At 62.0% G+C, this 12,566-nt stretch carries 13 protein-coding genes; 8 read left to right on the top strand and 5 right to left on the bottom strand.

The genetic code is table 11. The annotated features are described in order from the left end of the window. Window positions 1–99: 99 nt before the first annotated feature. A complete protein-coding gene (locus V9L13_RS23375) occupies window positions 100–711 on the bottom strand; it encodes a trimeric intracellular cation channel family protein (protein WP_003221099.1) in 612 nt (203 codons plus the stop codon). Window positions 712–915: 204 nt separating this feature from the next. Beyond that, a complete protein-coding gene (gene orn, locus V9L13_RS23370; RefSeq protein ID WP_064585698.1) occupies window positions 916–1,458 on the bottom strand; it encodes an oligoribonuclease in 543 nt (180 codons plus the stop codon). A gap of 107 nt (window positions 1,459–1,565) precedes the next feature. Here orn and rsgA point away from each other — a divergent pair, with 107 nt between their 5' ends. From rsgA to V9L13_RS23350, 4 genes are all read left to right on the top strand, one after another. After that, a complete protein-coding gene (gene rsgA / locus V9L13_RS23365) occupies window positions 1,566–2,597 on the top strand; it encodes a small ribosomal subunit biogenesis GTPase RsgA (RefSeq protein ID WP_003221096.1) in 1,032 nt (343 codons plus the stop codon). Between the two features lie 211 nt (window positions 2,598–2,808). Next, complete coding sequence (locus V9L13_RS23360; protein WP_338800650.1) at window positions 2,809–3,216, top strand: TIR domain-containing protein; 408 nt, start codon at window positions 2,809–2,811, stop codon at window positions 3,214–3,216. 2 nt (window positions 3,217–3,218) lie between these two features. Then, window positions 3,219–4,178, top strand: coding sequence for a caspase family protein (locus V9L13_RS23355; protein ID WP_338800649.1), 960 nt, complete (start codon window positions 3,219–3,221; stop codon window positions 4,176–4,178). Further along, a complete protein-coding gene (locus tag V9L13_RS23350) occupies window positions 4,178–4,669 on the top strand; it encodes a toll/interleukin-1 receptor domain-containing protein (RefSeq protein WP_003221092.1) in 492 nt (163 codons plus the stop codon). Before V9L13_RS23355 ends, V9L13_RS23350 begins: the two co-directional genes overlap by 1 nt. 52 nt (window positions 4,670–4,721) lie before the next feature. On the opposite strand, the gene motB is transcribed toward V9L13_RS23350, so the two are convergent. Together motB and motA are read right to left on the bottom strand one after the other, a co-directional pair. Then, window positions 4,722–5,798 carry a flagellar motor protein MotB gene (gene motB, locus V9L13_RS23345; protein ID WP_338800648.1) on the bottom strand — a complete coding sequence of 359 codons (1,077 nt, stop codon included), beginning with the start codon at window positions 5,796–5,798 and terminating at the stop codon, window positions 4,722–4,724. Between the two features lie 3 nt (window positions 5,799–5,801). Further along, window positions 5,802–6,653 carry a flagellar motor stator protein MotA gene (gene motA / locus V9L13_RS23340; protein WP_007952169.1) on the bottom strand — a complete coding sequence of 284 codons (852 nt, stop codon included), beginning with the start codon at window positions 6,651–6,653 and terminating at the stop codon, window positions 5,802–5,804. 166 nt (window positions 6,654–6,819) lie between these two features. Here motA and V9L13_RS23335 point away from each other — a divergent pair, with 166 nt between their 5' ends. The 3 genes from V9L13_RS23335 to asd are packed head-to-tail and all read left to right on the top strand — an operon-like array spanning window position 6,820 to window position 10,093. Continuing rightward, window positions 6,820–8,358 carry an HDOD domain-containing protein gene (locus V9L13_RS23335; RefSeq protein WP_103522578.1) on the top strand — a complete coding sequence of 513 codons (1,539 nt, stop codon included), beginning with the start codon at window positions 6,820–6,822 and terminating at the stop codon, window positions 8,356–8,358. Window positions 8,359–8,399: 41 nt separating this feature from the next. Beyond that, on the top strand, window positions 8,400–9,233 hold the full coding sequence (gene rhdA / locus V9L13_RS23330) for a thiosulfate sulfurtransferase (RefSeq protein WP_338800647.1): 834 nt from the start codon (window positions 8,400–8,402) through the stop codon (window positions 9,231–9,233). Continuing rightward, entirely contained in the window at window positions 9,233–10,093 is an 861-nt protein-coding gene (asd, locus tag V9L13_RS23325) for an archaetidylserine decarboxylase (protein ID WP_003221083.1), read from the top strand. The genes rhdA and asd overlap by 1 nt, the downstream gene beginning before the upstream one ends. Before the next feature lie 60 nt (window positions 10,094–10,153). Here asd and V9L13_RS23320 read toward each other — a convergent pair whose 3' ends face one another. Next, window positions 10,154–10,555, bottom strand: a complete 402-nt coding sequence (locus tag V9L13_RS23320) for a hypothetical protein (RefSeq protein ID WP_003221082.1) — start codon at window positions 10,553–10,555, stop codon at window positions 10,154–10,156. 220 nt (window positions 10,556–10,775) lie between these two features. Between V9L13_RS23320 and V9L13_RS23315 the strand changes: the two genes are divergently transcribed. Then, the gene (locus V9L13_RS23315) at window positions 10,776–12,530 is read left to right on the top strand and encodes a molecular chaperone (RefSeq protein ID WP_338800646.1); all 1,755 of its coding nucleotides are present in this window, start codon (window positions 10,776–10,778) and stop codon (window positions 12,528–12,530) included. The last annotated feature ends 36 nt before the right edge of the window (window positions 12,531–12,566 follow it).

The following is a 12,566-nucleotide window of genomic DNA, read 5'->3' as shown; positions in this document are numbered from 1 at the left end:
AAATACCCTCTTTAGACTTTATTTTTTACCCCCATTTAGAAGCGCGGCATCTATTCAACATTCCCGAAAGAATATTTCCACGCGATCGCCAGCGTGACGTCAAGGTGCGTCGTTGTAGACGAACTTGGGCATTTCCCAGTGGAACCGAATCGCCAGCAGCCGCAGCAGAAAGCCGCCGAACAAGGTGATCAGGATCGCCTGCTCGCTCGGCACATTCAGATACAGACAGAGCATGTAGCACCACGCGGCGGCGAACGAGACGCTGGCGTACAGTTCGCGGCGGAAGATCAGCGGGATGTCGTTGCAGAAGATGTCGCGCAGGATGCCGCCGAATACCCCGGTGATCACGCCGCTGACCGAGGCCACCAGCATGCCGTGGCCCATTTCCAGAGCGGTCATGCAGCCGATCAGGGTGAACGCCACCAGACCGACCGCATCGAGCACCAGAAACAGTGAGCGCAGGTGACGCATCCAGCGGGCGGTGAACACGGTGAGCATCGCGGCGGCCGAGGTCAGCACCAGGTATTCCGGGTGTTTGACCCATGTCAGCGGATAGTGCCCGAGCAACACGTCACGTACCGAACCGCCACCCAGCGCCGTGACGCAGGCGATCAGCACCACACCGAACCAGTCCATGCCGCGCCGTCCGGCAGACAACGCGCCAGTCATGGCTTCAGCGGTAATGGCGATCAGATAGAGCATCAGCAACATGGCGGCGGTCCTGGCAGGAAGGCGCGCAGTCTAGCCATTTCAGCGCCGCACCAGAAGGGGGCGCGCTCCGGGATGCATTTCTGACTTGAATCTTACGGGACTCTGACGCTCTCTTCGCGAGCAAGCCCGCTCCCACAGGGGGAACGCATTCCAAATTGTGGGAGCGGGCTTGCTCGCGAAGACGTCAGGGCAGACACCCCTCAATCAGAACTTGATGAAATGCTTGCGGTAGTGCTGCAGCTCGGCGATCGACTCGCGGATGTCGTCCAGTGCCAAGTGAGTGCTGCCCTTCTTGAAGCTGTCGCGCACGTCCGGTGCCCAGCGTGCGGCCAGCTCTTTGAGCGTCGACACGTCGAGGTTGCGGTAGTGGAAGTAGCTTTCCAGCGCCTTCATGTGGGTATAAAGGAAGCGCCGGTCCTGGCAGATACTGTTGCCGCAGATCGGCGACTTGCCCTTCGGTACCCACTGTTCCAGGAACGCGATGGTTTCGGCCTCGGCCTCGGCCATGCTGATACGGCTGTCACGCACACGCTGGGTCAGGCCCGAGTTGCCGTGGGTGCGGGTGTTCCACTCGTCCATGCGGGCGAGCACTTCGTCACTGTGGTGAATGGCGATCACCGGGCCTTCGGCCAAGGTGTTCAGGTCACTGTCGGTGACGATGGTGGCCATTTCGATGATGACGTCGTTTTCCGGATCCAGACCGGTCATTTCCAGGTCGATCCAGATCAGGTTCTGCGGGTTTTGCATATTCGGGCTCCTAGGCAATGCTGCGCAGTTTAGCCTAGGCCGATGCCCGGGCGTGCTAAACTCGCGGCCGTTTTACCTAATCGCTGCATTCTTCAGACGGAACACCCATGGCCAAACGCCAACTCAATCGTCGTCAAAACTGGCGCATCGAAAAGATTCAAGGCGAGCGCGCCGCGCGCGCCGCCAAACGCGAGTCCTCGGCGGTCGAAGCCCTCGAGGGCGGCGATCTGGGCCCTGAGCAACACGGCCTGGTGATCGCCCACTTCGGTGTACAGGTCGAAGTCGAGGCCGTGGACGGCGAACAGGCCGGCCAGGTTTTCCGTTGCCACCTGCGCGCCAACCTGCCGGCACTGGTGACCGGTGATCGGGTGGTCTGGCGCGCCGGCAACCAGGGCATCGGGGTGATCGTCGCGCAACTGCCGCGCAGCACCGAACTCTGCCGCCCGGACAGCCGTGGCCAGCTCAAGCCAGTCGCTGCCAACGTCGACATGATCGTCATCGTCTTCGCACCGCTGCCCGAGCCGCACGCCAACCTGATCGACCGCTACCTGGTCGCCGCCGAACACGCCGGCATCCGCCCGTTGCTGCTGCTGAACAAGTTCGACCTGATCGACGAGCAGAACGCCCCGGCGCTCAACGCGCTGCTGGCGGTGTACCGCACGCTGGGTTATCCGGTGCTGGAAGTCTCGGCCCATCACGGCAACGGCATGGAACAGTTGCAGAAGCAGCTCGACGGGCGCATCAGCGTGTTCGTCGGCCAGTCCGGTGTCGGCAAGTCGTCGCTGGTCAACAGCCTGTTGCCGGAAGTCGAAACCCGCGTCGGCCCGCTGTCGGAGTTGTCCGGTCAGGGCACGCACACCACGACCACCGCGCGCCTGTTCCACTTCCCTGGCGGCGGTGAGCTGATCGACTCCCCGGGTATCCGTGAGTTCGGCCTGGGCCACGTCAGCCGCGCCGACGTCGAAGCCGGCTTCATCGAGTTCAACGACCTGCTCGGCACCTGCCGCTTCCGCGACTGCAAGCACGATCGCGAACCGGGTTGCGCCCTGCTCAAGGCCCTCGAAGATGGCCGCGTGCAGCAGCAACGGATGAACAGCTACCGCTCGATCATCGCCAGCCTGCCGGAAAACGGCTACTAAACATCTGCACCGGCAGCCCTCGTCCGAGGGCTGCCGGATGTCGGACCACGCCTGACACATCCCCCGACCGTTTAAACGTCAGACCTTTCTGACAGGCCTGCTCGCGCCTGCCTGCAGGACATTTCTCTTTCCGCGCGCAGACCTTGCGGGCACTTTAGAGATGCCTAAATTGGGTTGTTCCTTCGCACCTTCGCGACCTTCGAGGAACCCCATGCAGACCTACCATTTGTTCATCAGCCATTCGTGGAACTACGCCCACGCCCACGACAATCTGGTGCGCCTGCTCGGCGCCAAACCGGATTTCACTTTCAAGAATTTTTCCGTGCCGCCGCACAACCCGATCATGGGCGCGCAGACCGACAAGCAGCTCGAGGAAGCCATCGAAAACAAGATCCGTCCGTGCTCGGCGGTGCTGATCATGGCCGGGATGTATTCGACCTACAGCAAGTGGATCAACAAGGAAATCGAGATCGCCAAACGCATGGGCAAAGTGATCATCGCGATCAAGCCGTTCGGCGCCGAGCGTATTTCCACGGTGGTACGTGAGGCGGCACACGCCGAGTGCGCGTGGAACACCAACAGCATCATCGGTGCGATCCGTCAGCACACGGCGGTGTAAACATGCGCAAGGGACTGTTTATCGGCATCAACCACTACGCGCACGTTTCGCCCTTGAGCGGTTGCTGCAACGACGCCATGGCCATGGCGTCCGTGCTGAAAACCGACGCCAACGGTGACCCCAACTTCAAGAATGTGGTGCTGACCTCGGCTGAAGACGACCTCGGCCGAGGCAAGCTCGAAGACCAGATTCGCGAGCTGTTCTCCGGCGACTGCAACGTCGCCCTGCTGTACTTCGCCGGGCACGGCGGCTTCGACAGCGACAACGATGAAGGCATGCTCCTGCCGCAGGACTATCGCAGCGCCAAGGACGGCATCCGCATCAGCGACATTCTCAACTGGGCCGCCAAAGCCACGAAAATCAAAAACAAAGTGATCATCCTCGACTGCTGCCAGAGCGGCGCGGCCGGCGAAGTGCGCGCCTTGCGCAGCGAAAGCAGCGTGGTCGGCGAAGGCATGACCATCCTGACCGCCTGCAAAAAGGAAGAGCCGGCCCTGGAAGGTGCGCAACACGGCGTGTTCACCGGTTTACTGTTGCAGGCCCTGCACGGCGGTGCGGCGAACATCCTCGGCAAGATCACACCGGGCAGCCTGTATTCCTTCGTCGACAACGCACTCGACGCCTGGGAGCAGCGCCCGGTGTTCAAGACCAACGTCTCGCAGTTCATCTCCCTGCGCGAAGTCTCGCCGCTGATCCCCAAGGAGATCCTGCGCAAACTGCCGGAATGGTTTGCCGAAGCCGAATCGACGCTCCGCCTCGCCCCCAGCTACGAACCCACCGAGGCCACATTCGACCCGGAGCACGGCGAGGTCTTCGCCCAACTGCAAAAGTGCAACCGCCACAGCCTGATCGAACCGGTCGACGCCGAACACATGTATTACGCGGCCATTCACTCCACTGGCTGCCGTCTCACGGCGCTCGGCGCCTATTACCGCGAACTCGCCATAAAAGGACACTTCTGATGCCCGTATTCATCAGCTACCGCCACATGGATCGCCCGCAGGCCATGGCGATCAATGCCCAATTGATGCAGGCCAACATCAAGACCTACCTCGACGTGCTCGACCCGGAATCGCAGACCACCGACGACATCACCGGGGTCATCACGCGCAACATCACCGAATGCACGCACCTGCTGGCGGTGGTGTCGGAGAAAACCGCGTTGTCGTGGTGGGTGCCGTTCGAAATCGGCGAAGCGACGATCAGCAACCGGCGGATCTGTTCGTTCCGCACCGGGCCGGCGCAACTGCCGGAATACCTGGACAAGTGGCCGAAGCTGAGCACGCCCACGGATGTCGATTTCTTCATCGAGGCCTATCGCAGCGAAGGCACGATCAAACGCTCGATGACGCTCGACTCGGTGACCGGCAATCAATCGACGCGCAGCGCCAACAAGATCAATGCCGAGATGTTCCATGAGGGGCTGAAGAACCGGATTCGCCGCGGGTTCTGAGGTCAATCGACAGCCACAAAAAAGCCGACATCGCTGTCGGCTTTTTTGTGGGTCACTGCTTCGGCGCGGGCGCCGGTGCGGCGGCTGGTGGAGCCGCCGGCGCGGGCGCCGCAGTCCCCGGCACTGCCGGTTTCGGTGCGGCGTCGTCGAACAGGTTCAAGCGTTCGCGCAACTCGTGCGCCGGCACTGGTTGCTGATCTGCCGGCAGCGCGTTCGGATCGACCGGCGTTGCCGGAGCGGCGCCGTTCTGACCTTCGGCGGCGGGCTTGGCCGGTTCGGCACCTTGCGAGCCTTCGATGGCGGCCTGGGCCTTCTTGGTCAGGACCACGATGTCGATGCGGCGGTTGACCGGGTTGAACGGATCTTCCTTGTCGAACAGCGCCGACGAGGCATAACCCACCACCCGCGCCACTTGCTCGTCCGGATAGCTGCCGGCAACCAGTGCACGCCGCGCGGCGTTGGCACGGTTGGCCGAGAGTTCCCAGTTGCCGAAATCGCCGGTGCCGGTATACGGCTTGGCATCGGTATGGCCGCTGATGCTGATCTTGTTCGGCACCGCTTTGATGGTGTCGGCCATGGCCAGCAGGATGTCTTCGAAGTACGGTTTCAGGCGTGCGGAACCTGAGTCGAACATCGGCCGGTTCTCGGCGTCCATGATCTGGATGCGCAGGCCGTTCGGGGTGATCTCGAACAGGATCTGGTCCTTGAACTTCTGCAGTTGCGGGTTCTCGTTGACCTTGTTCTGCAGTTCTTGCAGCAACAGTTCCAGGCGCTCTTTCTCGACTTGCTCGGCCATGCCTTCGACCTGCTCGGTGTCGACCGTGACCTTGTCCGGTTGCGGCTGCGACTTCACCTCAGGGTTGAGGGTGTTTTCCGGCGCCAGGGTCGGCGTGCCGCCCAGATCGATGATGTACGGCGTACCGCTTTCGGAGAAGCCGACCGGATCCTTGAAGTAACCGGCGATGGCGATCTTCTGCTCAGGCGTTGCAGTGGACAGCAGCCACAACACCAGGAAGAACGCCATCATCGCCGTGGCGAAGTCGGCGAAGGCGATTTTCCACGCCCCGCCGTGGTGCCCACCGGCTATGCGCTTGACGCGCTTGATGATTATCGGCTGATTATTTTCCATGGCTTAACGACCGCGAACGGCTTGTTCCAGCTCGGCAAAGCTTGGACGGTGCGCCGGGTACAGAACCTTGCGCCCGAACTCCACGGCCAGCGATGGCGGCATGCCGGAAGCCGAAGCCACCAGCGAGGCCTTGATGGCTTCGTAGACGTTCAGTTCTTCCTTGGCATCGTGCGCCAGGGAGTGCGCCAACGGCCCGAAGAAACCGTAGGCCGCGAGAATACCGAAGAAGGTACCGACCAGTGCCGCACCCACGTGCAGGCCAATGGATTTTTGATCGCCCTCACCCAGCGAAGCCATGGTCACCACGATACCCAGTACTGCCGCGACGATACCGAAACCGGGCATGGCGTCAGCGATACCGTTCACCGCATGGGAAGGGTGCTCGAGGTCTTCCTTGAGGCTGTAGAGTTCCATGTCGAACAGGCCTTCCAGCTCATGCGGAGCCATGTTGCCGGAGGACATGATGCGCAGGTAATCGCAGATGAACGCAGTCATGCGCTCGTCTTTGAGCACGGCCGGGTACTTGGCGAAGATCGGGCTCGCAGCGGCGTCTTCGATATCGCCTTCGATGGCCATCATGCCTTCGCGGCGGCTCTTGTTGAGGATCTCGTAGATCAGGCCGAGCACTTCCAGATAGAACGTGTGGCTGAAGCGCGAACTGAACATGCTCAGGGATTTCTTGAGCACGTGCATCGTCATGTAACCGGGGTTGGCCTGCAGGAATGCACCGAGGGCCGCACCACCGATGATCATCACCTCGAAAGGCTGGATCAGGGCGGCAATTTTGCCGTGGGAGAGCACGTATCCGCCGAGCACGCTCGCGAATACGACGATGATGCCGATAATTTTAGCCATAGGTAGGAAAGTACTTACTGAGTCGGGTTCAAGGTCATATTCGGAAGTTAAAAAATCTCTTCTTCTACTTATCGGCAAAACTGCGCCAGACTATAGCCAGTTCAGGCGAAAAGCCAATTTAGCCCATGCCGGGCGCGTCTACAGTCAGTGAAGATCTCGTCCAGACATGGCTAATGAAACGAACGTCCCACACGTAAAACCGACCACGCTCGAGGGCTGGGTCAAGCTGCTCGATGGCGTGCGCCTGCCCGTGCCGCAAGAGGCTCACGACAAGGTTTGCCGGGCGATCCGCGACAACCGCAGCTCGCTGCGCGATATCGCCGACCTGATGCAGGACAGTCCCGCGCTGGCCTTGAGCATCATCCGTGAGGCCAATCGTCACACCCTCGGCACGATGACTGCACCGGCGGAAAATCTCGAGGTGGCGATCAACCGTCTGGGCCTTGCGCGTACCGAAGAATTGCTCGCGCGCCTGCCCGTCGAACCGCAGATGCAGATCCCCAAGGCGCTGCGCCAACTGCAGATGATCAGCCAGCACGCCACACAACAGGCCAACGGTTTTTTCGCCAGTCGCCTGGCGCGCCTGTGGCAGGACATTCATTGGGGCAGCCTGTTGTTTCTCTCGCCGCTATGGCCGCTGGCGCTGACGTTTCCAGAATTGCTCGAAGAGTGGGAAGTGCGGGTTATCCACAAGGGCGAATCGGCCCCGGTCGTCGAGAAGCAACTGTTTGGCGTGCGCCTGCTGAAGATCGCCGAGGCGCTGGTACAGGTCTGGCACCTGCCGATCTGGGTGCAGCAAGGCTATAAACTGCTGCTCAGCGAACAGCGCGAACTGGTGAAAGTCCTGCGCATCGCCCGTGACAGCGAGCATCCGCTGCGCCAGCAGAATCGCCTCGACGACGATCCGACCCTGCGCCGCTGGCTCAACCAGCCGGCCAACACCGTGTTGCTGGCCAACGGCCTGGCGCTGTCGGCGCAACAGGCCTGGGACAGTCCGCACAGCGAGCGCTGGCAGTACCTGACCAGCCTTTATCTGCAAATCTCGATGGACGAGGTGCAGCAGCAGTTGCACCAGCAAGCGGCCAACAGTGCGCGCCAGCATGCAATGCCCGATCTGTGGCACCCGGCCGTTTCATTATTATGGCCGTGGGGCACCCATCGGTTGCCGGCCGGGATGCTGCCGGCGGCCGCGCCGAGTGCCGAGGATCTGACTCAATGGCGCCGGCAATGCGCCGAACTGCTGGCCGAGCCAAGCCGCTTCACCAATGCCATGAGCCTGACCGTCGCCGCGCGTGATGCGCTGGTCGCCAGTGGCATGCGCCGGGTGATGATTCTGATGGCCGACCGCACGCAGTCCAATCTGCGGGTGCACCAGACCTTCGGTTTGCCGAAGGAAGCCGCCGCGCTGAATTTTGTCGTCAGCCAGAGCAAAGTTCTGCAACGGTTGCTCGCGCAGCAGGCACAGGTGCGGATCAACCCCGAGAACAACGCGCAATTCTCCGCGCTGCTGCCGCAAGGCCTGCGCACGCTGTTCCGCGGCGAACACCTGTTCCTGCGCTCGCTGGTCAATAACGGCCGGGTGATCATGATCGTGGTCGCCGACCAGGGCGGTGGGCCGTTCGCCGACATCAGCGTGCAGGCTTTCGGCAAAACCGCGCAGTGCATCGAAAAAGCCCTGCACAGCTTTAGCAGCCGTGGCCGATGAGGCTGCGCTACAATCCCCCCTTTGTGCTCTGGAGACCTCACATGTCTGACTTCTCTGGCTTGCCGCTCGTCATCGAACCGAGCGACCTGCTCCCTCGGCTGGATGCCAGCGAACTGATTCTGGTGGACCTGACCAGTGCCGCCCGCTATACCGAGGGCCATCTGCCAGGCGCACGCTTTGTCGATCCGAAGCGCACCCAGCTCGGCCAGCCGCCGGCGCCGGGATTGCTGCCAGCCAAGGCCGATCTGGAAGCCCTGTTCGGTGAACTGGGTCATCGCCAGGACGCGGTCTACGTGATCTATGACGACGAAGGCGGTGGCTGGGCCGGACGCTTCATCTGGTTGCTCGACGTGATCGGTCACGACAAGTACCACTACCTCGACGGCGGTCTGCCGGCGTGGCTGGAAGCGGGTATGCCGATGTCGATCCAGGTTCCGCCTGCGGTGGGCGGCCCGGTGGCGCTGACCCTGCACGACGAGCCGACGGCCACCCGCGAATACCTGCAAAGCCGTCTCGGCGCCGCCGATCTGGCGATCTGGGATGCACGCGGACCGCTGGAGTTTTCGGGCGAGAAGGTGCTGGCCGCCAAGGGCGGACACATTCCCGGCGCGGTCAACTTCGAGTGGACCGCCGGCATGGACAAGGCGCGTCAGTTGCGGATTCGCACGGATATGCCGCAGATCCTCGATGACCTCGGGATCACCAAGGACAAAGAAATCATTACCCACTGCCAGACCCATCACCGGTCGGGCTTTACTTATCTGGTGGCCAAATCCCTCGGTTATCCGCGGGTCAAGGGCTACGCCGGTTCCTGGGGCGAATGGGGCAACCACCCTGATACGCCTGTCGAGATTCAAGGTTCTAAGGACAACTAATGAAAGAGCGTCTGTTTATCCTCAGCCAGTACCTGCTGCCTCACCACTTGCTGTCGCGCCTGGCCGGCTGCGTTGCCGAGTGCCGCGTGCGCTGGTTCAAGAATGCTTTCACCCAGTGGTTCGCCAAGCGTTATCAAGTGGACATGTCGCAAGCACTGGTTGAAGACCTGACCGCCTACGAGCACTTCAACGCGTTCTTCACCCGTGCCCTGAAGGACGGCGCGCGGCCACTGGACCAGACCCCGGGCGCAATCCTCAGCCCGGCCGACGGTGCAGTCAGCCAGCTCGGCCCGATCGAGCACGGTCGCGTGTTCCAGGCGAAGGGCCACAGCTTCAGCGTGCTGGAACTGCTCGGCGGTGACGCCGCCAATGCCGCGCCATTCATGGGCGGCGACTTCGCCACCATTTACCTGTCGCCGAAGGACTACCACCGCGTGCACATGCCGCTGGCCGGCACTCTGCGCGAAATGGTCTACATCCCGGGCCGGATCTTCTCGGTCAACCAGACCACTGCCGAAAACGTCCCGGAACTGTTCGCTCGCAACGAGCGCGTGGCGTGCATTTTCGACACCGAGCGCGGGCCGATGGCCGTGGTACTGGTCGGCGCGATGATCGTCGCGTCGATCGAAACCGTGTGGGCCGGTCTGGTCACCCCACCGAAGCGCGAACTGAAAACCTTCCGCTACGACGAAGCTGCCCGTGCGCCGATTCATCTGGAAAAAGGCGCGGAACTGGGGCGTTTCAAACTGGGTTCGACGGCGATCGTGCTGTTCGGCCCGGATCAAGTGAAGTGGGCTGAAGAACTGGTGGCGGGTTCGCCAGTGCAGATGGGCCAGGCCCTGGCCCTGCCGACTGCCTGAGCCGGCTGATCCGCCCTTTCACACGTCTGTGAAGGGGCGGACACGACCTGGGAGGCGCCGTTACTCTATCTGCCCACGGAAGCCGATCGGCCCTTCGTTGGCGTAGGTATTGGTGCCACTGAGGTTTTTCCCTCCATCGCTGGAAGTGACGCTCAACGCGACCACGTCCTGATTGTCCCGACCACCGATCACCCACTTGCCGCCCGGATGCCATGGGGCATCATTGCCACCCCACTGGTTCTCGACGTTGTATTGATTCTGACCGGTGCGCTGCGCCTTGAAGCCAATCGGGCCTTCGCCGGCGTAAGTCATGGTGCCGGTGAAGCTTTTGCCGCCATCGCCCGACTTGATCTCAATGGCGACGACTTTCTGGTTGTCCCGCCCGCCCAACACCCAGGTTCCACCCGGATGCCACGGTGCCGAACTGCCGCCCCATTGATTTGCCACTGCATATTTAGACATGAACCTCATCTCCTTGAAGTTTCGGGAGACCTGCCCGAGGTTGACGGCAGGCCGTGCAACCGTGCGTTTCCGATCGCACGCCTGAGAGCCTAGTAGGGCTTGTCGAATGGCATCCGGCCAGCAGACCAGCGGTCAAAAAGCCTGACGCCATCCGGCGAAACGGATCACAGCTGCTAGAGTTCTCGGAGTTGCCTATTTCGCCGCCGGAGCCCGTCACGGCATGAGTGAGTCACGCCCCCAACCCTCCCTGCGCGCCCCGATCCCGACGCAAACGCGCCTGTCGTTCTGCGAAGCCACCCCGCGCGACCTCAAGCGCTGGATCGCCGGCCTGCCCAAGGCCAACATCGGCGAAACCGCTCGCCAGTTGTACCAGGGCCTGGGCGAACTCAACCAATTGCTTACCCCCAGCGACAATCGCCTGCACCTCCTGGAGCTGCTGCGCCCCGAGGTGTATTTCGTTTGCCAGCATCTGGAGCGGCACTTCCTGCATCAGGCGATCATGCTCGATGACCGTTCGCGCAAGATCAGCAATCTGTGTCAGGCGCTGCAAAGTCAGCTGGCCATCGGCTACAAGCAGATCGTTTTGCGCATTGCGCCCAAGTACACCAAGGATCGTGCGGCGCTGGTCAGTCAGGCCCTGCAACGGGCAGCGCATGCACTCAAGGGGCAACTGCTGCGGGCGACGCAGCTGTATAGCCCGCCGCCGGAGCATCTGTGGTTCGAGCTGCATCAGCTGTATCGCTGCGCCTGCGCATTGCAGTTGCACCAGCGCCGGGTGCCTGACGATCTGGCGAGTCTGAGCAGCGAACTGAGCCTGGAACAGACCTATATCGCCGCGTTGCTGCTGGGCAGCGCCCGTTGCAATCAATTGCGGCAGAACCAGATCGCCCGACTGGCCGAAGTGCTGGAACCGTGGAGCGCCCTGCTCAAGCTGCATCCCGGCAGGCCGGACGACGGACTGTTCGCCATCAGCGCCGAACTGGACGCCGGTCCGCGTTACCGCAGCATGTTTCGCAAAGAACAACAGGGCGCACTGCAGGGCTTTGATCCGCAACCGCTGGTGAACGTGATCGAAGCGCATTTACTGCAGCAAGAGACGTCGACGCCGCTGCCCGTCCCGGCAGGACTAAGCCTCGATACCCTGCAGCATTTGCACGCGAGTTGGGGACATACCGCCGAGCGCAGCTTTCAGCGCACCATCGGTCAGGGCAGCCTGAGCGTGTGCGTCGGCATGAGCGCCCTGCACTTTTATCTGGGCGGCGAACGCACTTTCAGCGAACTGCTGAAACATCCCGGCGCCCGCGCGGCGAACTTCAGCCGCGCCGTGGTTCACGGCGAAAAGGACAGCTGGAGCCAGGCCTTCGACGCCGCCCCGCTGAGCGCGGCTGAGGAATTGCTGCCGTACGAGGAAATCCAGTACGAGCACTTGGGCGACGATGAAAGCAACGCCAGCAGCACTCCACACTACCCGACTTACACGTTAGCGGTGATCAACCACAGTCCCGGCGGCTATTGCCTGATGTGGCCGAGTGACGTGCCCGCCGAGTTGCAGGCCGGGGAAATGGTCGGTATTCAGGACAGTTCGAATCAGGGCTGGAGCATTGCGGTGATCCGCTGGATTCGTCAGGTACGCGGCAGCGGGCCGCAAATGGGCATCGAGCTGGTGGCGCCGCACGCTGAACCCTGTGGCTTGCAACTGGTGCGTTCGCGGGACGATCACAGCCACTATTTGCGCGGCCTGTTGCTGCCCGAGATCAGCGCCATCGACTTGCCCGCGACCTTGCTCGCCCCGCGCCTGCCGTTTCAGGAAGGCAATAAAGTGCTGATCAACACCCACGGCGAAGAACATCGCGCCGGGCTGGATCGACGGGTGGCGAGTACCCACAGTTTCAATCAGTTTGCCTATCGCTCGCTGGAAGCCGCGCAGAATGGCGGGGGCGAGGAGAATTTCGATTCGTTGTGGAAATCGCTTTAGATCGAGTTGAGCCCTTCGCGAGCAAGCCCGCTCCCA

This window comes from Pseudomonas sp. RSB 5.4, assembly GCF_037126175.1.
Taxonomy (GTDB): domain Bacteria; phylum Pseudomonadota; class Gammaproteobacteria; order Pseudomonadales; family Pseudomonadaceae; genus Aquipseudomonas; species Aquipseudomonas fluorescens_H.
This window is presented reverse-complemented; position numbering and strand designations above follow the sequence as displayed.